This window comes from Caballeronia sp. SEWSISQ10-4 2 (genome assembly GCF_030464885.1).
Classification (GTDB): Bacteria; Pseudomonadota; Gammaproteobacteria; order Burkholderiales; family Burkholderiaceae; genus Caballeronia.
In genome coordinates, this window is sequence record NZ_JALPRJ010000002.1 from 116,229 (window position 1) to 139,830 (window position 23,602).

Below are 23,602 nucleotides of genomic sequence, written 5' to 3' on the forward strand. Positions count from 1 at the left end.
CGGATACGCCTTCGACCGCCGCCCGAGTATGAGCATTCAGGGGACCATACAGTCAGAATATCCTGACTGCATTTTCAGGAATTCCCTTCTGTCGCAGCCCTTTAGTAATCCTCGATTTCTGCCGTTTACATGCTCTTGGGGATATGTTTCAGCGCGGACAAGAGAGACATATTCAGGCCGACAAGCGCGGTATCAACCAGCTTTAGCCAACCGGGTGTAGGTCTCCAATCAACAGCCCCCCGGAAAGGACACGCACGGCGACATCTCGCCGACGCTAGATTGCCCAACGGAGATGAAGATTGCATGAAGAAACTGGCAAGGCTGACGAAGCGCCGCATCTTCGAGCGGAAAACAAATCCGCGTCGAGGAAAGCGTTCCGGCCATGCAGCCGGGTTCGAGCACTTCTCCGGGCAGGCCGTTGAATTCGAGTACCTGGCCGAAAACACCGGACTCAATATCTGCCGTTACGACCTCGACTGCCGGCTATGCTATATGAACACGCGGATTGCAGAGCTGCTGGGAGTCGACCGCCGGAAGGTCATCGGCAGAGAAGCTGCGGTCGGGCTGTTTCCCGACGGCCGCTTCGACGCCTACGACCGTGCACTCAGACAGGTTGTCGACAACGGTCGCACAATCGAGATCGAACTGTCCATGCCGATAGAAGGTGGCGGGCACCACCTTCATCTCGTGCGTTTCATTGCAGAGAATGATGCCTCTGGCCGCCGAAGAGGTGTACTGGCTATCGGGCGTGACATCACGGAAGACAGGCGGGCGGAAGAGTCCCTGCGCGCGCGCGAGCGGGAATTCCGGTCCCTCGCGGAGAACGCTCCTGACAACGTCGTGCGCTATGGAAAGGATTGCCGCGTCATATTCGCCAATCGTGCGGCGTTGAGTCAAAACGTGCCGGTCATTCCGCATAAAGGCGGGCTGTCGCAAAGCTTCGACTGGGGCGAAACACTGAGGGAACACAAGCAGCGTTATACCGCGGCACTAGAGCGCGTGATAGGCACGGGGATAGCGGAGACCGTCGAAGTGCTTGTCCCGAGTCCCGAGCATGACCAACGTACGCACGAGATCAAGATCGCAGCCGAACGCGATGAGAATGACCAGGTAACAGGGGCAATCGTATTTGGCCGCGACATCACCGAGCGCAAGCGGATGGACGCCCTATTGATGTCCCGTGAACGCGAGATCCGCTCGCTTGCCGAGAACGTTCCCGATCTCATCATCCGCTTTGACCGTGATGGGCGGCGTACCTACTTCAATACAGCTTATCTGCGCGCGACGGGCTGTGCCGCCGAAGATCTGCTGGGGAAAACCTTGGGAGAGGTGGCGCGGTTGACGGGTAAGGGGCGGGAATACGAAGCGCACGTGCGCGAGGTGCTCGAGACCGGGCGCGAATTGTCCCTGCAACTCCTTTTGACCACAGAGGCCGGGCCGGACCGTCACTTTCACGCGCGATATTGCCCGGAGCGCGATACGGAGGGGCAGGTCGCGGGCGTGCTGTTCGTCGCACGCGATATGACGGAGGTCTATGAGTATCAGGCGAAAATACACTCGCTGGCCTACTTCGACACATTGACAAGCCTGCCTAACCGGCTCCACTTCAACGAACGCATCACCTCCGACCTGGCACGAGCGAGACAAGGCCGTTACTCCATGAGCGTGCTGATACTCGATCTGGATCGCTTCAAGACGATTAACGACACGCTTGGCCACGTGGCCGGTGATCAGTTGTTGTGCGAGGTCGCCAGGCGGCTGACCGGTTGCGTTCGCCCGACTGATTGCGTCGCCCGGCTGGGAGGCGACGAATTCACGATCGTCCTGCCCCGCGTGAACGACATTTCAGAGGTTGTGAGCATCGCCAATCGCATTCTTGCTGCCGTCTCCGAGCCGGTTCTTCTTGACGGGCAGGAGTTCGTAACGTCGATGAGCATTGGTGTGGCGACTTATCCGAACGACGCGGTGACCGAGAACGAATTGATAAGGTTTGCGGACGCTGCGCTGTATTGCGCGAAATCGGCAGGCCGCAACAATGTCCAGTTCCATACCCAGGAATCGATGGCCCCGCAATGAGGCACGTCCGAACGTCCAAGTCGACCTGGAATATGTTCAGCACTGAACCGGTTCATGTCGCGGTCAATTCATGCTGCTTGAAATGATCCAGACAGGCCTGCTCGGAGAGCGGTGCGCTGTGGAAGTAGCCTTGGAAAATGTCGCAGCCCAGTTCGATGAGCGCGCAACGCTGTGCAGCGGTCTCCACAAATTCAGCCACTACCTTCACGTTCAGCAAACGGCCCAGGGCCGTAATCGTACGGATAACGTCCGCAGTCGTGCTATTGGTCTGCACCGCTCGCGTAAGAGAGCCGTCGAGCTTGATCGACGACACGGGAAAGCGTTGCATGTACAGCAGGGACGAGTGTCCCATGCCGAAGTCGTCCATTGACAGACGCACACCGGCCTCGGCCAGCTGCCTCAGCGTCTCGTCGACCACGTGGCCGTCCGGTATCTCGGCCGATTCGGTAATCTCCAGCTCGATCTCGACTGGCTCCAGCCCGTGCGTGCGCAGTGCGTGGCTCACACGCGCAGGCAGATCGGGATCGGTGAGCTGGATCGGCGACAGGTTGATGGCCATCGTCAGTTGCCGGTGGCCCGCCGCGTTCCAGCGCGCCTTGCATGCGCAGGCTTCGTTGATCACCCAGGCGCCGACGCGATGAATCTCCTCGCTGTCCTCGGCCAACGTCACCGCGATGAGCGGTGAAATGGCGCCGTAGCGTGCATGGTGCCATCGCAACAGTGCTTCCACGCCCACGACGGTGCCTTCGCGGTCGTGCTTGGGCTGGTAGACCAGGCTTAAGGTCTGGCAGCCGTGGCTCAAGCCGTCGCATAGATCCGAGAGCAGCCCGCGCGCCATGCGGCCGACTTCATCGCGGCGCTGGATCAACGACTTGCGTGCCGATGCGTTGCCAAGAATGATCTGCATGATCACCCGCGCAGCTTCGGCCTCGCGCGTCTTGCGGTCCGCCTCGGCTTTCCGGACGAACGGCAGGTAGAGCGCCGTGCTCAGGCCGATCTCGAGCAGTTGCATAAAGGCGCCGCGCCAAGAGTTCGTGAGCATCCAGCCGGAGATAAGCGGCGGCGTCGTCCACAGCAGGGACACCGGGTGAAGCGTCAGCCAACCGCTTTCCACCGTGGCGATCGTGAGCAGGCAGAGCACCAGCGGCACGCAGATGAAAGGAGTCAGGAAGATCGAATTCAGCACGATGGGCAGGCCATACATGAGCAATTCGTTGATATTGAAGAAGGCCGGCACGATAGACATTTGCGTGATGCGCCGCTGGGGACCTTGCTTCACGACCAGCAGGATTGCCACGATCAAGCCCCAGGTAGCGCCTGACCCCCCAAGCAGGACGAAGGCGTTGAACAAGGCACGCGGCGCGAGCCCGCTGGTATAGGCCGCGCCCGCCTGCGCGAACAGGTCGGTGGCATAGAGGTCGAGGACGTTGCCGCCATTCACGCCAGTGAACCACATTATCTGGTTCAGGGCCGCCGCGACCACGCTGAGCAGCCATGTGGCCACCCCGTGCGCTTGAGCCCAGGCCACAAATGGCGCAAGGGCGTTGTGCGGCAGGCTCGGCAGCCGCTCCGACAGCGCGACGGCTGCCAGCATCACCAGGCCGGACGCCATGACAGGCGGAGTGAGCCGGATCCCGAAGTAGAAATTGGACTCGGTGTCGTAAGGCAGGTGTGCCAGTGCGAACCAGCGCACGCGCATCATCTGCCGAAGCAGCTCGGCCGAGGCGATCCCCACCACGATGCCCTTGAGCATGGCGTTGCGCCCGAAACTCTCGTTGGAGATCGGCTGGGCTAACACGAAGAGCATGAAGTTGACGAGGGCCGAGAGTGCCGCCACGGTCGATGGCACGTCCGTGCCGTCGACTGATATCGGAGGCAGGCGCCGGAAGAGATGAACGGCAATGAGTGGCGCCAGCGCCAGCCCCATCACGCCATGCGTGGCCAGTACGATCAGGTTCAGGCGCTCGTGCCAGGTCCTTCCGCCGAGCGAGGCCATCGCGCTCTGGTAGGTATCCCAGGGGAGGTTTTGCAGCAGCACGGCGCCTAGGCCGAAGAAGGTCAGAGGCATCAAGGTGACGAACGAATCCCTGACGACACCGAGCCACAGCGCCGGCCGCATGGCAGCGCGGTTGGATCGAAGGCTAGACCACACGCCCCGACGCTCAAGCATGCGGTGTCTCGCTGGCACGGTTGCGGCTGTCGCGCTTGGCCGCATACGACGCGGCATCGGCTTGTCCGAGCGTCGCCTTGACGCTTGTGAGCCCCGCCGAACGGGCCCGGGCGGCCATCGCGGATGCCAGCGGATCGCGCGGTGCCTCGTTCGCCCGACGCGGATGCGTGGCCGGCACCCCTTGGCCCTTTTGGCAGGATGATGCTGAGCGGCTGCTTCGATCCTGAGACACTTCGATCCACTCCAACGATGAGCACCCACGAGATTACGGCGGGACGATACCGCAACTTGAGCCGCGAGCAAGTTTCCTCACGGAATCCTCACCATTCGTTGGGGCTGCACGTCGAACATCTTGCGCGTAAGCAGCATTTGGATGTCGTATCGACATTCAAAGCCGGATTTTGGGCAAAGCTTACCCATCCTTTGCTCGCGCTTGTCAAAACCCACATGATGGTTTTTTGCGACGATGGCATTTCAGAAAGATCAGAAAATAGGAGGTGGTGATTAAGGAAAACCTTAGTTCTATTTAGGAAGTCGTGCAGCAACGCAACGACGATTTCAGGCACGACGGTGCAGCGCATTCTGCCCATATGTATTTGGTTATGCCAGTCATAAGGAACTTTGTTTTTGGCCGGGAAATTGGGCCTTGATGATGAGCCCGCCTTCTGGACGCCAGTCCTCGAGGTACTCATAAAAACAGTTCGACGAGGCGACGCCATGTCCCTCGCAAGCCACCGCTCTATTTTTCGACAATGACAGGAAAATCCATGAAAGCAGCCGTCAGCCGCACGATAAAAGCTGCCGCCATCGCAGGCGTATTCGGCTTGCTGGCCGCAAATACTACACACGCGCAATCGAGCGTTCAGCTCTATGGGCAGATCGACGAATGGGTCGGCGCGACGAAGTTCCCCGCCGGCGATCGTGCATGGAACGTGGGCGGCGGCGGTATGTCGACGTCCTACTGGGGCTTAAAGGGTGCAGAAGACCTCGGCAATGGATACAAGGCGATCTTTGCTCTCGAAGCGTTCTACCGGGCGCAGAACGGCCAGTACGGCCGCTTCACCGGTGACACCTTCTTCGCGCGCAACTCCTATGTCGGTATTCAGTCGCCTTACGGTACGTTCACGGCGGGGCGTCTGACCACACAGTTGTTCGTATCGACGATTCTCTTCAACCCGTTCGTCGATTCCTACACCTTCTCGCCGATGGTGTTTCACGTGTTCCTTGGACAGGGCACGTTCCCGACCTACACGACCGATCAGGGAATCGTTGGCGACTCGGGCTGGAACAATTCGTTGCAGTACTCGACGCCGGACTTCAACGGTCTGACGGGCAGCGTGATGTACGGCCTGGGAAATCAGGCGGGCGAGAATGGCCAGAAGAAGTACAGCGTCCAGTTCCTGTATTTCCATGGCGCGTTCGCGGCAACAGGCGTCTACCAGTACGTCAACTTCAACAGCGCTCCCGGCGACCTGTCGTCGCTTGAGTCCGGTTACAAGAGCCAGAGCGCCGCGCAGCTCGGCGTGTCCTACGACCTCAAGTACGTGAAGTTCTTCGGTCAGTACATGTACACGAAAAACGACATCGATCTCGGCGCAGGCAGCTTCCATGTGAACACAGTGCAAGGCGGGGTTTCGGTGCCAATCGGAGTGGGCTCCGTGCTCGCCTCATATGCCTATTCGCGCAGCAATGGCGGTCTCGACCAGACGCATCAGACCTGGGCGCTCGGCTACGACTATCCGCTGTCGAAGCGCACCGATGTCTATGCGGCCTACATGAATGACCACTACGTGGGTCAGTCGACTGGCGACACGTTTGGCGTCGGCGTGCGCGCGAAGTTCTGAACGCCCTAAAACCTTTCACGACAACACCGACACACCACAGGAGAATCACAATGAAGAAAGCATGGCTGAATGCGCTGGTAGCGACGGGCTCAGTATTCGTGCTGTCAGCTACGTTTGCTGCATCGAGCGCTTGGGCGGCCAATGCACCTGGCGTAGCGTTCGTCTACCTCGGCAATCCGGGCGACGCGGGCTGGACCTACGCACACAATCAAGGCTCGAAAGAGGCCGAGGCGAAATTCGGTGACAAGATCAAGATCACTCGCGTCGAGAACGTACCGGAATCGGCCGATTCGGAGCGAGTATTCCGCGACCTGGCGAGCAAGGGAAACAAGATCATTATCGGCACGAGCTTCGGCTATCAGGATTTCGAGCTGAAGGTCGCGAAGGACTTTCCCGACACGGTGTTCCTGCACGCGACCGGCTACAAGAAGGCGCCGAATTTCGGCACCTACGACGTGCGGATGTACCAGGGCGCCTATCTGGCCGGCGTCGCCGCAGGCTATGTGACGAAGACCAATACGCTGGGTTTCGTCGCGTCGGTGCCTATTCCTGAGGTGATTCGCAACATCAACGCGTTCACGCTGGGCGCGCGTTCGGTGAATCCGAAAATTCACACGCAGGTCATCTGGATCAACAGCTGGTTCGATCCAAGCAAGGAAAAGCAGGCTGCGGAAACGCTGATCGGCCAGGGCGCCGACGTGCTGCTGCAGAACACCGATTCGAGCGCAACGCTGGCGACGGCTGCCGAAAAACACGTGCATGCATTCGGCTGGGATTCGGACATGAAGAAGTTCGGTCCTGAGGCGCACCTGGGCTCGGTGGTCGGGCACTGGGGCGTGTACTACACCGCGGCGATCCAGAAGGTTCTGGATGGCAAGTGGAAGAACGATCCGGTGTGGTGGGGTATTCCGCAGAAGGCCGTTGACCTCGAGGACCTGAATGCGTCGGCGATTCCGGCCAGTGCACTGAAGGATGTCCAGGCGAAACGCGAGCAGCTCGCGAGCGGAAAATGGGACGTGTTCAGCGGGCCGATCAAGGATCAGTCTGGAGCCGTGAAGATTCCCGCGGGCAAGACGCTGACCGATCCGGAAATGCAGCGGCTGAATTGGTATGTTGAAGGCGTCGACGGTTCGTTGCCGAAGTAGCCGTTGGATGTGCGGGACGGCCCGAGTCGTCCCGCACGAGAATAGCTTGCGATGATCATCAGTGTCGCGGGGAGCTGCGAAGGCGGTGCGTTTCCCTGCAAACGGCACTGCACTTCGCAACGACCAGTAAACAAAATGATGAGAACCGGCGCCCAAGTTGCGCCGTGTCGAGCGCTGACTCAGGCGCCATGCCGGTATGCCGCAGTGGTTTTCATGTAGCGGGCAAAAGCGACCGGGCCTGCTCGAGAAGCGCGTGCGACGCGGCGAACTCGTTACGCCCCGCCATAGTAAGCGCGGCGTGCGCAGTACGCGCGAACAGCTCATCGTCGGACGTTACGACCGCCTCCAAACCAGGACCCGGGTTGTCGTATCGGCGAAAAAACGCAAGCAATTGAAATGCATCGAATTTCCAGTCTTGGGGACCGGCCTTGGCGAGGATCTCGGCGGCTGCATCCAGTTGTCGGATGGTTGTAACGAATTCAGAGCGTTCCATGACATCTTTCTCCGTATAAGTCGCCGACGCGATTGTTCTTCGTTCTGAGAGTCTACCGCGCGCGTGAAGACGTTCGATGTAGGGGAGCATCAGGGGGGGCGAAAGTGCATGGATCACCCGTTCGACGATGCGGCTTGCGGTTCGGCCAGCGTATCGCGCTCAAAGCGGCCATAGCGCAGCGCGAGCGTTGGCAGGATGATGAGGTTCAAAATAGTGGAGGTGGCCAGTCCGCCGAGAATAACGATTGCCATCGGCCCCTCGATCTCGTTCCCAGCCGCACCGCTCGTAAGCGCGAGCGGCAGCAAGGCGAGCGCCGTCACGAGCGCCGTCATCAGGATCGGTATCAGCCGCTCGGACGCGCCGCGCACGGCTGCCTCCATGCCCCACGGCATTTCGTCGACATGCACGAGGTGCTCGTAGTGACTTATCAGCATGATTGAGTTGCGCAGCGAAATGCCGAACAGCGTGACGAAACCCACCATGCCGCCCAGTGACAGGTCACCGCCGGTCAGCAGCACGCTCAGCACACCGCCCACCAGCGCGAACGGCAGGTTCACCATCACCAGCACGACTCCGCGCCGGCTCTTCATCGCGAGGAACAGCAACAGTGCGATGCCGACCACGGACATCGCCCCGTACGCGAGCAGGTCATGCTGTGATTGCGTGCGCGCCTCGCTTTCGCCCGCGAATACCGCGTACGTGCCCTTCGGCATCACAATGTCGCGATTCACGCGCGCCTGCGCTTCACTCACGAAATCGCTCACTGCGCGGCTGCCGAGATTGACAGAGACCGTCTGCATCCGCCGGCCGCCGTCGTGCGTGATCTGATACCGGCCCGAGACTTGGCCGATGACCGCCAGCTCGCGCAATGGCACGGCCAGACCATCCGGGTTGCGCAGCATCAGCGCGCCGACGTCCGCCAGATTCTTGCGCGCTTCGGGCGCGAGAACTACGGTGACATCGTAGGTCCGGCTGCCTTCATAGGTTTGTGCAACCGTGCTTCCCAGATAGGTGCTCTGGATCGCATCGAGCACGTCGACCGGACGGAAGCCCCGGCGGCTCAACTGGTCAGGCTTCAGTCTGACGTCGAGCTCCGGGATGCCCGGAGGCGATTCCACCCGCACGCTCGCCGCGCCGCGGATGGTCCCCAGCAATCGCGCGATGTCCTGTGCCTTGCGATCGATCACATCGAGGTTGTCGCCGAAGACGTTGACCGCAACGGGCGCCGTCACGCCGGAAATGATCTCGTCGATCCGTTCGACGAGAAACGTATTGACCGACGTGGTAAGGCCGGGAAAGCGGGCGAGCGCTTCCTGGATGCGGTGCAAGATCGCGTTCTGCCGGGCCGCGCTCATCGGTTCGAGGTCTACTTCGAACTCGCTCAACTGCACGCCGACCGGATCGACAACGCCGTTGGCGCGGCCGGCACGCTGCGCAACCAGCCGAACGCCCGGCACACGCATCAGCGCTCGCGAAACCTGAGTGCCGATGCGCATCGATTCGGCGAGCGAAGTCCCGGGCACGAGTCCCATGTGCACGATGTAGTGCCCCTCGCGCAGTTCAGGAATGAAGTTGCCACGCAGGAAAGGCAGCGCGGCGAGGGTCGCCACGCACATCACGGCGACTACCACCATGACCGTCCTCACACGTTGCTCGACCTTCAGCAGCAACGCGGTGTAGCGTGTCTTCAGCCACGTGAGCAAGCGCGGCTCGTGTTCTGGCAGCGGCCCGCGCGTAAGGAGCGCGAGCGCCATCGCCGGTGTTAGCGTAAGCGCGACACCGAGCGATGCCAGCACCGCGAGGATGTAGGCAACGCCGAGTGGCGCAAACAGCTTGCCGGCTATCCCCGAAAGCGTTAGCACCGGCAGGAAGATCAGCATCACGATGAAGGTTGCGAACACGACCGCACTGCGGACTTCGAGCGAGGCTCGCAGCACCACGCGCAATGCCGCCAATGGCTCGCGCCGGTTTCGATTCTCGCGCAGCCGCCGATAAATATTCTCGACGTCGATGATCGCATCGTCGACCACTTCGCCGAGTGCGATCGCGAGGCCACCGAGTGTCATCGTGTTCAGGCTCACGCCAAACGAACTCAGCACGATGATTGCGACCAGCAACGAGAGCGGAATCGCGACGGCTGAAATGATCGCGGTGCGAACATTGAGCAGGAAGAGGAAGAGCACCGCGATCACCAGCACTGCGCCGACCAGCAGCGCCATGCGCAGGTGGCCCACGGCCGCGTCGATGAAGTTGGCTGGTCTGAACACGTCCGCGTTCATGTCGACGCCTTGTTGGGTCAGTATGGGCTTGAGCGCGGCGAGCGTCTTCTCGATGTCCTTCGTTACGGCGAGCGTGTTGGTGCCGTACTGGCTTTCGAGGACCAGCATCACACCGGGCGTACTCATGATCGATGCGGCGCCGACAGGAGGCGCGCTGCTCCACGTGACGGTTGCGACGTCGCCGAGCCGCACGGCTGCGCCATTACTCCAGCGCAACACCACGCCGGCAAGTGCATCGGGTGTTCTGATCTGGCCATCGGTATTGATGGCGATGCGTTGATTCGCGTTCTCGATGAAACCCGCGCCGCGCACACCGGTGGACGTCCGGGCCGCCGCGATCACATCCTGAATCGACATGCCGTAGCGCATCAGCCTGCCTGGATCGACCTGTATCTGTAACTGCCGGGTGTCGCCGCCGAACACGATGGCGTCCGCGACGCCCGGCACGCTCAACAGTTGCGGCTTGACCGTCCACTGCGCGATGTCGTAGAGGTCCATCAGCGAGCGCGTCTTCGACGTCAGGCCGATGGTGCGCACCACGCTGGTCGTGGTCGTGAGCGGCAGCAGTCTCGGCGGCTGCACGCCGGCGGGCAGCGTCGAGGCGAGCGCGTTGACGCGCTCGGAAACCAGTTGCCGGACCTGCAGCAGGTTCGCACGGCTGTCGAACACCACCGTGATCGCGGACAGGCCCTGCAGCGACTTCGAGCGCATCGACTGCAGGCCGACCATGCCGGCGAGCGCGTTTTCGACCGGCTGGGTCACCAGCGTCTCGACCTGCTCGCTGGAGAGACCCGGCGCCTCGGTCTGCACGATGCTCATTGGCGGGGCGAACTCGGGAAAAACATCGAGCTTCGCGCGTGTAAGTGTGTAGAGGCCGTAGCCGGTCAGCAACACCGCCAGCGCATAAATGACGCCGCGAAAGCGCAGCGAGAACCGGATGATGGCGTAGAGCATTGGTTACCAGGAGCGTGCAGTGTGGGCGAAGTGAGCAAACCGGTCTACGGATCAGTCGTCACATTCGGGCGGATCCTTGCACGCCGTCGCGATGCCCTGCGGCCGGAGTTCCTGGGAAAGCAGCAACTGTGGGCCGTGCATCACCACTTCGTCGCCGGCATGAAAGCCGCTCGTCACGACGAAGCCCTGGTCGCCGGGCGACGATGCCGGCACGTAGCGTCGCGTGAAGCGATCCGGCGCAGTACGCACGTAGGCCCACGGCTGGCCGCCGTACCAGATGACTGCCGCTTCGGGAATCACGAGTGCAGACACGCTCCCGTTCGACGCCGGCACGTGCGCGGCGGTGTGGGTTCCAACGGGCAGCGCGCGCCCGGTCACGTAGAAATATGGGTTGCCCTGGACCGCAGGATCACCTTGGGGCGAAGCCGAGAGTTTCTGCGCCGCGACCGGCTGGCCGTCCGGCGCGTCGATCGTGATGCGCGCGGGTGCGGCGCTGCTGTAGGTGGCGGGTAGCGTCACGCGCAACACCACCGCGCGGCCGGCGAGCAACCGCTGGAACAGGTCCGAGGCCGGCGCCATCGCCGCGGCTGTAAGCACTTCCCCGAATTGCTGGCGCATGGTCGCATCCAAACCGCTTTGCGCCGCGTTGGCCGACTGGAGCCTGGCCTGATCGGCCTGCATGAGCACTCGTGCGTCCTGCAGGCTCTTCTGCGAGACGTTGCGATCGTCATCGAACAGCACACGGCTACGCTCGTACTGCGCGTTCGAGTTGCCGGCCTGTGCGCGCAACGTGTCGTAGTCCGCCCGCGCTGCGGCAAGGCGATTGCGCAGATCGAACAGCGGCTGCAAGTCGATGACCGTCGCGTACGCCATGTTTTCGGGTTGGATGGCAACGGCCGTGAGCGGCGCGACTTCGATGTGGCTGGCACGCTGCACATCGGTGGCAACGACAACCACCGTTTCGCCATTCACCGTCTGCACGGACAGCTGAGTTGTAGCCTGCGCAGGCGCGCCCGGCCTCAGTGGACTGGCAACGAGTGTCTGGTAGATGAACCAGCTGGCGCCGGCCGCCAGCAGCACGGAGACAACAGAAAGAATCACCAATGTGCGTTTCATCGCGGTATCTCTTGTTGAGTCACGGCGGAGTTGACGGTCTCCAATGCGAGGGGGCGTTGCATTGCGTCCTCGAGCGTGCCGGCTGCCTGCTGCGCGGCGACGACGGTGTCAAGATGGGCAATCTCACTCGCCTGGTAGTCCGCTCTGGCTTGCGTGAACATGAGGCGGTCGGTGGTGCCGGCTGCGAAGCTTGCCGACTGGCTGTTCAGTTGCTTTAGCGCGGTCGCGAGGTGTGCGGCAGAGAGCAGCACGGCATCAAGGCCTGCCCGGTAGTGGGCGAGCGCATGGTCAAGGTCGTTGAGCATCGTGTCCTGCAAGGCTGCGGTGCGCGCGGCCGCCTCCTTGCGTTTCGCCTCCGCCTGTGCAACGCCGCCCTGGTTCTGGTCGAAAACCGGCAGCGTGATGCCAGCGAGCCCGAACCCGATCTTGTTCGTACCCGTGTCGTATGTGTAGCCGGGGCCGAGATGGATGTCCGGATATTGCTTCGCGACCTCGAGCTGCAACGCCGATTCGGCGGCCGCGTACTCGGCGAGCGACGCCAGCAGATCGGCGCGATGGAAAACCGCCTCGCGCTGCGCGTCAGAGGCGGGTGGTTCAGGCGGGGCTGCGCCGAACGCGTCGAGATCGAGCTGGACGGCGCTGAGTGCGGCCACCGGCATGCCGATCGCCGTGGCCAGTTGCGCGCGCGCGTCCTGTTGGGCACTGTACGCGGCGGCGAGATCGGCCCGTGCCTGGGAGGACGCGAGCACTGCCGCGTCTACATCGGGTCCGGAGTTTTCGCCGACCGAGCGGCGCTTCGTCACCATTGCGACGATCTGTCGTTGGGCCTCGGTTTTGCGCGACAAGAATGCCGCGCGCTGGCTGGCGGCGTACAGCAAGATTAGTGCGTCACGCACCTGTGCACGTGCCTTCCACGCCTCATTGCCGAGAGCGAGGCGCGCGGCTTCCGACAGGTGTGATGCCTGGTCGATCCGGTAGCCGCGCTTGTGCGCGGTCTCGATCGGAATGTCGAGCGCGGGGCCGGTGATCCATGGCGCACCCGGTCCCGGGTTCGGCGTCGCGTACTGGAACGGCAGTTGCAGCACTGGGTTCGGAATTGCGCCAGCGACATCGATGCCCGCTTTCGCGGTGCCCCACTGGGCCCGTGCAATATCAAGCGCCGGGCTGTAGTAATAAGCCGCGAGGGTGAGCATCTCGCGGTTCCAGTGTGGCAATGGCCACGGATCAATATCGTGCCCGGACTGCCGCGCGAGGTACGCGCGCAGTTCGGCGCTCGCAAGCGTTCGGTCCTCGAAGTGCCGGGCCAGTTGCGTCGGCGCGATGGGCTGCGGGTGATAGGCCGCGCATCCGGTCAACATGACGGAGGCGAGCAGCAACGGTCGGCGCATAGCACAGCATCCACGGGTTTGTTGGCCGCCTGTTGAGACGGTGACAGACGTGGATGCTACGCAAGGGGTTGTGAAGTTTTCGTCAAGAAGACGTCAATTCGTTGTGAGTGTCCGTATTACGTGGTTGGTGGTCGTGGCGCATACTGCGTCACAACACTCATTGACGTGAGGCCGACGCTCGAACAATCATGCGCCATGGCTCACCGATCACGACGCCGAACATTGCTGGACGGATGTCCAAGGGCGCGCCGGTTTCCGAGATCTCCTAGCCAGCGACAGCCGGATCACGTTTTCGCTACCCACCACTATGTTGTAGACGGATGGCATGGCGGCAAAGTACTAGGCGGCGGCGAGGCCCGGCCTTGAATGACCGCCACGGTGTCGGTGGACTTCACGACGAGGTCGCCGTTGACTTGGCCTCTGCGCGGAGCTAAGTGCCCGATACAGACTCAGCGCTTGTCCCGAACTGCCTGCTGTCGTCGGCCCTGCGAGGCGATGTGTGTCTGGATCACCTTGGAACGCGAACCGGCGAGCTGCGAACGTTGCGCCGCTGCGCTCGCTTTTTCACTGGTCAAGCCCACGCTCGCCTTGGGATTTCTTGCCACCGACGCAACCGCCGCGCGCTTGTTGGAGGGCCTCTTTGCAGCGATGACCTTGCTTGGCTCGACGCGCGCCTTACGTATCGCAGCTAGCGCGAGCGCGCTCTCCGCCTGGCTGGCCTTACGGGCTTCGGCCGCTGCTAACTTGACCTGTCGGCCCTCCAGGCGCTGCTGCACTTCTTCGAACAGCTTGACTTTTTGTTCAGTGCGCACGTTGTCGTTACCTTGCACACCCGACTTGGTCCCGGTGCGCTCGCGGGTGGCCAGTTTCTGACGGCGTAGAAGATCCCGATACTTGTCACGCAGGTCGCAAGCGCGCTTGATTTTCTGGCGCAATTGCACAGCGTTCCACCCGGTCAGTGCCTCGCCGACACTGGATTCAAACAACGGCAACTCGGATGCGCTAAGCAATCCTCGTGCGTGGCGGCGGTTGTATGCCATGTGACGGCCTCCTGTGTCTATGCTGAATGTATAGAGCACGCCGCTCACTAGGGCAAGCCTGCTTTTCCGGCATCCAGCATCAAGGGCGACGTGTTTACGATAAGGCGAGCCGCGCAATTGATGTCGCTTGAGCGCGACGCGCTATCGAATCGGGCGAAAGCTCGGCGAGAACGCTTGCGTGCGTTCGGGACCGCGAAATTAGAGCGCAAGATACGTAGTAGGTCAGCTCTTGCCGTTCGGGTGACTCGCTCGCATGCCGGTACTGAAACCGGACGTTGCGCTCGGGCGAAAGGTCAGACAACTTCCGGCATCGACGGAAGCTCGCAGCGAATGATGGAAGGTGGCCGTTCTGCGACCCCGTCCGCAGCCATTGACGTCCCACGGGATCCATTGCATCGCGCAAGACGAAATCAACCGCGAAGTACGAACACCTTTTTGTGAAGTCGGCCCGCTTTTGCCGAACTAGCCGATCCAGCGCTTTCGTAACACATGGTCCACGGACCAGGTTCCGGCACCGCGGCATATCAGCACCAGTAGCATGGCAGCCCACTGGACATGAGTGGGCCATGCCAGGGGATAGACGAATATTTCGATGACCGTTGTCATTCCCAGCAGTACGAACGCAACGGGCCGGGCCGCGAGGCCAAGTATCAGCAGCACCGGCGTTGTCAACTCGATCGACACGGCCATGTAGGCGGCAAGCTCCGGCGGCAGGAGCGGCACTTTGTATTCATCTCGAAACAGCTCGAGGGTAGTCTCCCAGTTCGCCAGTTTGGTCATCGCGGAGTTCCAGAAAACGGTGGCCACCGCAATCCGTAAGGGGATGGCGAGGAGTGCGTAGGGCACACGCTCGAGCCATCCGACGAGGCGCCCGATTCGACCGCCCCTGACCGGTGACGGGGTGACGGGTTGGTGAGAACGTGTCATGTGTCAGTCCTCCGGAACTCGTTCGCAAGCGCGCTGGGAACCACGCTGACATCCGCAAGGCATCCGCGGGCCAGGTGCGTGGCGAGCACGGTGTGTGCGTCGTCGCACGGTGCGTCTTCCAACGCTCCGAAGAACGACTTTCCGGAAAACAGGGCAGCGGTAAAGTGCCATTCACGCTTGCCCAGACGCTTCACCTCGATACCGCTCTGCGTTCGGTGAGCGAGCAGCCAGACCGGGCCCTCTGCGAGATTGACCGTCGCCATGGCACAGTCATCGCGCTCAAGTACCGCGCGCCAGATGACGTCGATCGGGAATTCACATCGCAGCAGGCGTACCGCGGGGTGGGGTTCGAAGTGCAATTGCGCCGGCGCGACGTTGCTCAGTGCTGCGAGCCGGGAGATGTCGAGGGGCGGAGCGTCCGGTGCGTGCAGGACAAGGTTGACCTGCCATTCCAGACGCGCGACGTCGGCAAGATAAGGCACTGACGCCGCCTGCGGTAGCCGCTCCAGAAAGTCCGGAAATTCCGCGCCGTACTCATCCAGCCACGCATTGCGTGGCGGAGCCTGCGCCACGAATAATCCCGCTGCACCTTCGAAAAAATCCGGGCCGACGAGCTGATGCACGGCCGGGAAGGCCAGGCGCAGAGCTGTTCCGAGCACACCGGCGAACGTGTTGCGGTAAATGCTGAGCCGCTTGCCGGCGTCCAGGCCGTCTGCCACGATCCAGGCAGACGCTTCTTCGTTGACGCCTTCAGGCAGGCTTCGCCGCATCGCGTGCTGAAGTTCACGCAGCGTAGGCACGGGTGGATTCATGACGTTGCCTTTCGAGTGCCGCGTCAGCGAGAGCGGCTTCTTCTATCAGGATTTCGATCGGCGGCACGCCGGTATCCCATTCGATCAGCGTCGGCACTGGCCCGAAACGGTTGAGCGCCTCGCGATAGAGCGCCCAGACCTCCGGCGCAACACGTGAGCCGTGATCGTCGATGCGCAACGTTTGCCCGTGATCAAGTTGCCGGACACTGTGCCCGGCAAGATGGATTTCGCCGATCGCAACCGGTGGCAGCGCACCTAGGTAGGTCATCGCATCCCAGCCGTGATTGGAGGCACTGACGTAGATGTTGTTGACGTCGCACAGAATCCCGCAACCCGTGCGCTGCGCAACCTGGGCCAGGAATTCCCACTCGGGAATCGTCGAGTGACTGAAGCGCAGATAGGTCGACGGGTTCTCCAACAGGATGCGCCGCCTGAGACAAGCCTGCACTTCATCGACATGTCGGCAAACAACGCTCAACGCCTCTTCGGTCATCGGCAGCGGCAACAGGTCGGCCAGATACGTGCCACCGGCGACGCTCCAGGACAAGTGTTCGGAAACGAGGCCGGGGTCGACCCGCTCGACCACGCCGCGCACGCGAGCCAGATGCGCAGCGTCGAGCCCGTCGGCGCTTCCGAGGGACAGTCCGACGCCGTGCAACGAAATGGGATAGTCGCGGCGAATCGCGTCCAGGTATTGAGGTGCGCTGCCGCCACCCATGTAGTTCTCGGTATGCACCTCGAACCAGGCGACTGTGGGTCGCCTGTCGAGCACCGGCTGGTGATGGCGAAAGCGCAGCCCGATGCCGGCGTTCACCGGAATCGGGCTGGAAGCCTGCTGCGCGTGACGCACTGGAATGCTCATCGCGGGTATCGGCTCAGCTTGCCTGCAGCTTGCCGCCCTGAATCTTCAAGCAGTCACCCGCCGGCAGCAGCACGAACGACTTCGTATCGCGTGCCTGGGTCGCCTGGCCGGCACACGAGTGGGCGCCCTCGGCACAGTCGTTCTTCGCGACCGAATTGACGCCGTAGCACTTTTCCAGCTTGTTCTTCTGCATCCGCATCATGTTGTCCTGGACGGCCTGCGGCATCTTGCTCATGTCCTTCATCTCCTGCGCCTGTCCCGGTAAAGCCTGCATCGCAAGCGCGAGACCGATCGCGGCGGAGAGGGTCGAAGCGGCCAGTAGCGGCTTACCCAGTTGCTTGCTCATTTTGCATCCTCCTGAGGTTGGGGTCGCACAATCGCAACCTGCAGGAAGATTCGCCGGCGACGGGCAAAGGTTACGCCGCTCGCAAAATTTATTTTTTACGAAAGCGTCCTCCCGGCGTGCAGAATTCGTACATGTCCTCCAGAACGCACCGCCCTGGCCCAATGCTGAGTATCGTACGCAATGCTCAGGATGCGGCTCAGGCTGATCATCCTCCCGAAACGTCGGAAACGCGCCCCGACGGTACCCTCGACTGGTCTATCCTGATGGCTCACTCGCAAGCGGGCGACCGGGATGCGTACCGACGCCTGCTCGAAGCGATCACGCCGTATTTACGGGTGATCGCGGCCCGCCGCATCGGTAACCGGAGCGACGTCGAGGATACGGTGCAGGACATTCTTCTGACCATCCATACAGTGCGCCACACATACGATCCCGCGCGCCCGTTTGGCCCCTGGCTCGTCACGATTGCGAACCGGCGCGTCGCCGACGGGCTGCGACGCCAGGGACGTCTCGGTGCGCATGAGGCGCCGTTTGATCCGGAATATGAAACCTTTCATGCTGCTGAAACGAATCTGCAGGAAGAGGCGGCGGACGCCAGTATGCTGCGTGACGCCGTTGAGCACTTGCCGGCCGGACAACGGGACGCCATACGCATGCTGAAACTTGAGGAAATGTCGTTGAAGGAAGCCGCGGCTGCGAGTGGAATGTCGGTCGCCGCGCTGAAAGTGGCAACGCATCGGGCGCTGAAGAATCTGCGCAGGTTGATCGGGAAGCGGGATGGCCAGTCATGAAGTCAACGTCCGACCTGATCGATTCGCTGGTTGCTGACGCGAAGCCGGTGCGGCGCCTGCTATCGCCTGTGATGCGCGCCCTGTGCTGGCTGCTGTTTGCCGCGTTGATGCTAACGGTGGTCGCGCTCGTGCATGGCGTACGGCCCGATCTCATGGTCAAGCTACACCAGCCGATCTTTGTCGTTGGTGTGGCAGCGGCGCTGACCACCGCAGTGCTCGCCTCGATTGCATCGTTCATGGCGAGCGTGCCGGGCTGGTCGCGGGGGTGGTTGCTGCTACCGGCGCCTGCGGTGGTGGCGTGGATATCCACGATTGGCTACGGATGCCTCACGAATTGGATCAACATCGGGCCGGACGGAATGTCGCCGGGCGAAACCGCGCGCTGCTTTGCGACACTCGCGATCACAGGCATCCCACTGTCGCTGGTGATGCTGATCATGCTGCGGTACGTGGCGCGTTTGTCACCGAACTCCGTTGTAATGACCGGAAGTCTTGCTGTTGCCGCCATGACGGCGGTTGCCCTATCGCTGTTTCATCCGCTCGACGCGACAGTCATGATCCTGATGTGGAATTTCGGCGTCGCAGCGGTCCTGATGGTCCTGAGCGGCCTGTACGGGCGGCGGCTGTTTGGCTGGATTACGCCACAGCGATGAGTCGGTTTGACGGGGACTGTCGGTGAATGTGCGGGCTATCCCTCAACACTACAGAAGTGAGGCCGCGATGGATGCAATCGTCCTGGAATCCGTACTGACCTGTCCGCACTGTGGTTTTGCCCGTCAGGAAACTATGCCCATGGATGCCTGCCAGTTCTTTTATGAGTGCGGCCACTGCAAGGTCCTGCTGCAGGCCAATCCGGGCGATTGCTGCGTGTTTTGCTCGTTCGGCTCTGTGAACTGTCCGCCGATGCAACAGCGGCGTGGCTGCTGCGGACCTGATCTCTAGAAAGGTCTTCGCATTCTGAAAATTGAACGCTTTCAGCGACATTTCATGAAGGCGGTTCTCGACAAGGCGCCGGCGCGTCAGGGCGGTCGGGAGGAGGGTGCTGACTGGGCGCACGAGCGTCACACTCGCACGTCATGCTAGTCAATTTTGACCGGCATAAAAGGAGGGAATAACTGCACGATATCCTGCCCGGATAAGTTGGCATGAACGGCTGTGCAACCTTGCTGATGCATTCGCCTGAAAGACGCGGAGGCTGATCGTGATGTCACGGAATCAGGGGCCATCTAGGGCTGTGCTCGACGAATTGCTATCGGCGATGCGCGGCGTCACGCGCCACACGATGTTCGGTTGTCCCGCCAGGTTCACCGATCGAAAAATGGTCGCCTGCGTGTACGGCGACAGCGTGGCGATGAAACTGCCCGTGAGTGTCGCCGCCAGTCTGCAGTCCGCTCGGCGCGCCCGCCCGTTCCAGCCTTACGATAAATCGACGATGCGCGCATGGGTGCAGATCAGTCGAACCGACCCGCAGGACTATCGCCTCAACCAGGCGCTCATTCAAGCGGCCGCGGACTTTGCCCGTCTTCGCAAGGCCGACCAGGGAGTCGCAGGATGAGGATACTCGTCGCGGGGCTCGCAGGTGGGCTTACCCTGAATGTCGTCATGGCGCTGACGTTTCGATTGCTTGGCTTCGGGTGGAACGGAGGCGGATTTCTGCTCACGTCGCCGATCCAGAGCAGGAAGCTCATAGCGGTCTGGACGCAACTGGAACCTCTTCCGCTGATTGTCGTGAATCCCGTCCCGATGATCTACGGCCTCGTACTTTTCGGCGTGGTTCACGCCGCGATCTATGGCTGGCTCGCACATGCTTGGCCCGCCGGCGTGTTTCGAAGAGCCGCACGGTTTGCTGCGCTCAATTTCGTTTTGACTTACCTGTTCTGGGAGTTCTTTACGCCTGTCAACATGTTTGGCGAACCGTTCGCCCTAGTCCTGGTAGAACTGCTTTTTTGGGCCTTCATCGCGACCACTGAGGCATGTGTTATCGCCACGGTCATGGAGCGGCGGCGGTCGCGTCGATCATAGACATCGCTGCGTGGCGGCGTGGACCGCAATCACCTATGGCTTCCGGACGGTCATCATCGCCCCGCACCAGTCGTCGCTCAGTGATGTCGCAAAATGGGGCCGCCTGCGCGAATCGCGCTGGCCTCGCGGTCGCGAAGTTCTCCACAGAATTTGTTCATAAGTCTGTTGATAACGCAGCGGCAAGCACGCTAAACCATTGATGCGCTTGTCTCTTGACGAGACGAGGCACAAGCAGGCGGCCGGCAAGTTCCCGAACTGAATGCACGACACGTGGATGGCCGTTACCTTGCCGTACGTGCGTAGAAAACCGGCGTTCAAAAAATACCCACCGAAGGGGGCCCTATCCCGGCAATTTTCAGTCAACCGGTGGCAAACGTAACGAGACGCGAGTGCCTTTACCGGGCTCGCTGTCGAGCTTGATAGACCATTGATAATGATCGCAGATCTTTTTTACGATCGCAAGTCCGATGCCGAACGTCCGGCGGCCTGCGTGTGCGGGCCTCGCCTGGTAAAAACGCTCAAACACATGCGCCAGGGCTTCCCCCGGTATGCCACGGCCCGAGTCTTCTATCTGCAGCAGGCCATCCCTATAAGCGAAACGGATACTGCCGCGATCGGTGTACCGCGCGGAGTTGTCGATCAGGTTCGACAGAACGATTGCGAGTGCCGAACGGTTAACCTGGACGCACAGACTGTTGTCGACGTCGAGCACTGTCTCGATACCGTTGGCAAGCAGCTCTTCTGCAAAAGGATCCAGTGCGTCCTCGATAGCGCTGGCGAGGCGCACTGGCCGAGTATCTGCGGGGGATTCTTCCCGTGCCAGGAGTAGCAAGGCATTGGTCATCTCGATCATGTTATCGGTCGCGCGATCGATCTGTTGCAGGCGTGCCCGGGACTTCGAACCAATGGCCGTATCGTGCTCGAGGAGTTCACAACTGGTCTTGATGGCCGTGAGTGGCGTTCGCAATTCGTGACTCACGTTGCTCGTGAACTCCTTCTCGCGCTCGATCATCCGCGCCATTTGGCGGTGGTAATCGTTGAATACTTCGACCAGTTCAACAACCTCTGCTTCGTCGTATTTGCCGGGGTTCAGCGCAGTCACCGTACCCAATTTCAACGCCTTGACCTGACTAGCAAAGCCGGCAACCTGACGAACCAGGAGGCCCGCTAGGCCAAATGCAAGCCAAATGGTGAGCAACGCGAACACGCCCGTGCCGGCCATTAGCGCGTCGATCACCTTCTTGAAGCGTTGCTCATAGCGGCTGAAGTTGTAGACCCGAAATACCTTTGCATCGCCGAACGCGGCGACCGCCACGTGGATTTCCTGGTCGCCGACAATGATCTCGTGCGTGCCGTCGCGCAGATCTTTCACAGAAGCGGGCAAGGCGACCGGCGCTGTGCCGGCGGTGGACACGTGTGCGCCGAGCTGTGGGTCGATGGGCGGAATAAGTTTCGGGTCCATCCGGTAGCTCTGGAGCAGATTCGCCATGTCGTCTTCGATCAGCGCCGCGATGAGCTTCTCTTCCTGCGCTTCGGCGAGCGCTTTTACGCCGAGAGCCTGACCCACAAGCAACAGGATGGTCAGCGCGGAAAAAACCAGTGCAACTTTGCGGCGCAGGCTAGAGCGGGTGCGCATTGTCCACCACGAGCCGGTAGCCGAGACCGTGGACAGTCTCGATAAGATCGTCCTCGCCGTTGGCGGTTAGCGCGCGTCGCAACGTGTAGACGTGTGCGCGCAGCGTATCGCTGTCCGGCAACTGCTCGCCCCAGACTTCGGCCTCGAGTTCGGCACGGCCGAACACCTTATTCGGCGATTGCATCAGGATGCGCAGAAGCTGCAGACACTTCGGTGGCAGTTTGACTGGCCGTCCGCCGCGGTCCACCGTGAATGTCGACACATCGAAGCGCACATCCCCACAACTCAACACCGCTTGCGTTACTTGCCCTTTGTAGCGTTTGATGAGTGCAGCGAGACGTGCGCCAACTTCCTTGAGCGAGAATGGTTTGATCAGGTAGTCGTCCGCACCCTGGATGAAACCCTGCAGCTTATCGTCAAGCGTATCTTTAGCCGTCAGTATCAGGACGGGAGTGTCCCGACGTGCTTCTTCCCGCAGTTTGCGGCAGATGGTCAACCCATTCACGCCCGGCAACGACAGGTCCAACAGGATTGCATCCCAGTGCTGCGTCACGGCGAGATGCAGACCCATTGCGCCGTCTGATGCAACGTCGACCTCATAGCCGCCGTTTTCCAGATAGTCGTAGAGGTTCGTCGCGATATCAGCGTCATCCTCGATTATCAATACTCTCATCAAGCGGCCTTCCTGGCGAGTGGGCGGTGTCGTAAAGCACTCATGTTGAAGCAGCAACGACGACCTTGTGCCGCCGAGTGGTGCCGTACCGGCACCGTGGTTGTGACCACTCTCATTCATCATTCTCATCATCTCAGGGCCGCCGCTCTTATAAAATACGATGACCAGAACGATGCTTATAGCCGCGAAGACGATGTTAAGCACCGTCGGCAATTGAACGTTATTGTCTCGGTCAGAATGCCGAGGTTGCGCTGCTGCGGGACTAGGCCGCTCAGTCCGAAAATGAGCTCCACAGCAAGCGCTGCAACCACCATCGCGACGTAGAAGGTGACCGGCATGTACCAGGTCATCTTACCGCCATAGTACTTCCGGTAGATGTTTAGAATCGGCGGAATGATGAGGTCGCCGAATATGAAGGCCGCGACACCGCCGAAGCTGATACCACCGTTCCACAGCACTGCGGCAAGTGGGACATTGCCCGCCGAGCAGGTGAACGAAACTCAAGCGATAAGGGGCCAACAAAAGCGCCCCATATCACCGCAGCGACTGGATGCTTCTTCGAAATGCCATCCTTGCTAGCGTCGCTGAGGGATTCGTCTGCTAACCATACCCGTCACCTAAAGCGCTTCTCCACAGTCTTGCACGTGGAATCTTGGGTCTTGATTGGAGTCGTATCTATTGCCGCCGTGTTGGTCTCTAGCCCGCTGCCTGGGACCGAGTGACATCCGCCCCGGCCAATTCACGCTGAACCCCATTCTCTACCCGAACTATCACCGTTACGGCAGGCTGAGTATTCGCCGTCAGGCGGCAGTGGCGGAAGCAGACGTGTCTATGCCTTCGATTCCCTGCGAGAACTCGATTTGCTCACCGTGCGACCCGCGCAGTTCGCAACGGTTGGGCTGAGAACTGCACATTGGCGTGAGGCCCGTCGAGGAAGTCCGCGAACGACCGCTGTCTGCGAAGCCGTTCTGTCCATCGTGGCGTTGGCCGCCCACCGTTCGTAGGTTTTGGCCGAAGCCCTTTGCGCG

General features: G+C 61.2%; 22 protein-coding genes and 1 pseudogene. 9 read left to right on the forward strand and 14 right to left on the reverse strand.

What is annotated here, in order from left to right; all coding sequences use genetic code 11:
- Window positions 1–303 precede the first annotated feature (303 nt).
- Entirely contained in the window at window positions 304–2,076 is a 1,773-nt protein-coding gene (locus tag M0D69_RS02160) for a bifunctional diguanylate cyclase/phosphodiesterase (protein WP_301780443.1), read from the forward strand.
- Window positions 2,077–2,128: 52 nt separating this feature from the next.
- On the opposite strand, the gene M0D69_RS02165 is transcribed toward M0D69_RS02160, so the two are convergent.
- Together M0D69_RS02165 and M0D69_RS02170 are read right to left on the reverse strand one after the other, a co-directional pair.
- A complete protein-coding gene (locus tag M0D69_RS02165; RefSeq protein ID WP_301780444.1) occupies window positions 2,129–4,195 on the reverse strand; it encodes an EAL domain-containing protein in 2,067 nt (688 codons plus the stop codon).
- Window positions 4,196–4,238: 43 nt separating this feature from the next.
- A complete protein-coding gene (locus M0D69_RS02170) occupies window positions 4,239–4,424 on the reverse strand; it encodes a hypothetical protein (protein WP_301780445.1) in 186 nt (61 codons plus the stop codon).
- A 589-nt stretch (window positions 4,425–5,013) separates the two neighbouring features.
- Between M0D69_RS02170 and M0D69_RS02175 the strand changes: the two genes are divergently transcribed.
- Window positions 5,014–6,090, forward strand: coding sequence for a porin (locus tag M0D69_RS02175; protein ID WP_301780446.1), 1,077 nt, complete (start codon window positions 5,014–5,016; stop codon window positions 6,088–6,090).
- A gap of 50 nt (window positions 6,091–6,140) precedes the next feature.
- Window positions 6,141–7,235: a BMP family ABC transporter substrate-binding protein gene (locus M0D69_RS02180; protein WP_301780447.1), complete on the forward strand. Its 1,095-nt coding sequence runs from the start codon at window positions 6,141–6,143 to the stop codon at window positions 7,233–7,235.
- A gap of 211 nt (window positions 7,236–7,446) precedes the next feature.
- Here M0D69_RS02180 and M0D69_RS02185 read toward each other — a convergent pair whose 3' ends face one another.
- From M0D69_RS02185 to M0D69_RS02225, 9 genes are all read right to left on the reverse strand, one after another.
- Window positions 7,447–7,728: a hypothetical protein gene (locus tag M0D69_RS02185; RefSeq protein WP_301780448.1), complete on the reverse strand. Its 282-nt coding sequence runs from the start codon at window positions 7,726–7,728 to the stop codon at window positions 7,447–7,449.
- Between the two features lie 113 nt (window positions 7,729–7,841).
- Window positions 7,842–10,961, reverse strand: a complete 3,120-nt coding sequence (locus M0D69_RS02190; RefSeq protein ID WP_301780449.1) for an efflux RND transporter permease subunit — start codon at window positions 10,959–10,961, stop codon at window positions 7,842–7,844.
- A 51-nt stretch (window positions 10,962–11,012) separates the two neighbouring features.
- Window positions 11,013–12,077, reverse strand: a complete 1,065-nt coding sequence (locus tag M0D69_RS02195; protein ID WP_301780450.1) for an efflux RND transporter periplasmic adaptor subunit — start codon at window positions 12,075–12,077, stop codon at window positions 11,013–11,015.
- Complete coding sequence (locus M0D69_RS02200) at window positions 12,074–13,465, reverse strand: TolC family protein (protein WP_301780451.1); 1,392 nt, start codon at window positions 13,463–13,465, stop codon at window positions 12,074–12,076. Before M0D69_RS02200 ends, M0D69_RS02195 begins: the two co-directional genes overlap by 4 nt.
- 449 nt (window positions 13,466–13,914) lie before the next feature.
- Window positions 13,915–14,553, reverse strand: a complete 639-nt coding sequence (locus tag M0D69_RS02205) for a hypothetical protein (protein WP_301780452.1) — start codon at window positions 14,551–14,553, stop codon at window positions 13,915–13,917.
- 414 nt (window positions 14,554–14,967) lie between these two features.
- The gene (locus M0D69_RS02210; RefSeq protein ID WP_301780453.1) at window positions 14,968–15,432 is read right to left on the reverse strand and encodes a DoxX family protein; all 465 of its coding nucleotides are present in this window, start codon (window positions 15,430–15,432) and stop codon (window positions 14,968–14,970) included.
- A complete protein-coding gene (locus M0D69_RS02215) occupies window positions 15,429–16,244 on the reverse strand; it encodes a DNA-binding domain-containing protein (RefSeq protein WP_301780454.1) in 816 nt (271 codons plus the stop codon). Before M0D69_RS02215 ends, M0D69_RS02210 begins: the two co-directional genes overlap by 4 nt.
- Complete coding sequence (locus M0D69_RS02220) at window positions 16,216–17,106, reverse strand: DUF692 domain-containing protein (RefSeq protein WP_301780455.1); 891 nt, start codon at window positions 17,104–17,106, stop codon at window positions 16,216–16,218. The genes M0D69_RS02215 and M0D69_RS02220 overlap by 29 nt, the downstream gene beginning before the upstream one ends.
- A gap of 13 nt (window positions 17,107–17,119) precedes the next feature.
- Window positions 17,120–17,452, reverse strand: a complete 333-nt coding sequence (locus M0D69_RS02225; RefSeq protein ID WP_301780456.1) for a DUF2282 domain-containing protein — start codon at window positions 17,450–17,452, stop codon at window positions 17,120–17,122.
- A gap of 161 nt (window positions 17,453–17,613) precedes the next feature.
- Between M0D69_RS02225 and M0D69_RS02230 the strand changes: the two genes are divergently transcribed.
- The 5 genes from M0D69_RS02230 to M0D69_RS02250 all read left to right on the forward strand — a co-directional run bounded on the left by M0D69_RS02230 (window position 17,614) and on the right by M0D69_RS02250 (window position 20,265).
- Entirely contained in the window at window positions 17,614–18,243 is a 630-nt protein-coding gene (locus tag M0D69_RS02230) for a sigma-70 family RNA polymerase sigma factor (protein ID WP_301780457.1), read from the forward strand.
- Window positions 18,240–18,896: a DUF1109 domain-containing protein gene (locus M0D69_RS02235; RefSeq protein ID WP_301780458.1), complete on the forward strand. Its 657-nt coding sequence runs from the start codon at window positions 18,240–18,242 to the stop codon at window positions 18,894–18,896. The genes M0D69_RS02230 and M0D69_RS02235 overlap by 4 nt, the downstream gene beginning before the upstream one ends.
- A 67-nt stretch (window positions 18,897–18,963) precedes the next feature.
- A complete protein-coding gene (locus M0D69_RS02240; RefSeq protein WP_301780459.1) occupies window positions 18,964–19,185 on the forward strand; it encodes a GDCCVxC domain-containing (seleno)protein in 222 nt (73 codons plus the stop codon).
- 292 nt (window positions 19,186–19,477) lie between these two features.
- Window positions 19,478–19,798, forward strand: a complete 321-nt coding sequence (locus M0D69_RS02245; protein WP_301780460.1) for a TfoX/Sxy family protein — start codon at window positions 19,478–19,480, stop codon at window positions 19,796–19,798.
- Window positions 19,795–20,265 (forward strand): hypothetical protein, encoded by a 471-nt coding sequence (locus M0D69_RS02250; protein WP_301780461.1) that lies wholly within the window; start codon window positions 19,795–19,797, stop codon window positions 20,263–20,265. Before M0D69_RS02245 ends, M0D69_RS02250 begins: the two co-directional genes overlap by 4 nt.
- A gap of 355 nt (window positions 20,266–20,620) precedes the next feature.
- Here the strand turns inward: M0D69_RS02250 and M0D69_RS02255 are convergent, their stop codons facing one another.
- The 3 genes from M0D69_RS02255 to M0D69_RS02265 all read right to left on the reverse strand — a co-directional run bounded on the left by M0D69_RS02255 (window position 20,621) and on the right by M0D69_RS02265 (window position 23,032).
- On the reverse strand, window positions 20,621–21,901 hold the full coding sequence (locus tag M0D69_RS02255) for a HAMP domain-containing sensor histidine kinase (protein ID WP_301780462.1): 1,281 nt from the start codon (window positions 21,899–21,901) through the stop codon (window positions 20,621–20,623).
- On the reverse strand, window positions 21,885–22,574 hold the full coding sequence (locus tag M0D69_RS02260; RefSeq protein WP_301780463.1) for a response regulator transcription factor: 690 nt from the start codon (window positions 22,572–22,574) through the stop codon (window positions 21,885–21,887). Before M0D69_RS02260 ends, M0D69_RS02255 begins: the two co-directional genes overlap by 17 nt.
- A gap of 176 nt (window positions 22,575–22,750) precedes the next feature.
- A complete protein-coding gene (locus tag M0D69_RS02265; RefSeq protein WP_301780464.1) occupies window positions 22,751–23,032 on the reverse strand; it encodes a permease in 282 nt (93 codons plus the stop codon).
- A gap of 96 nt (window positions 23,033–23,128) precedes the next feature.
- Between M0D69_RS02265 and M0D69_RS02270 the strand changes: the two are divergent.
- Window positions 23,129–23,296 (forward strand): annotated as a pseudogene (locus M0D69_RS02270) (copper resistance protein CopD); the annotation flags it as partial.
- Window positions 23,297–23,602 lie beyond the last annotated feature (306 nt).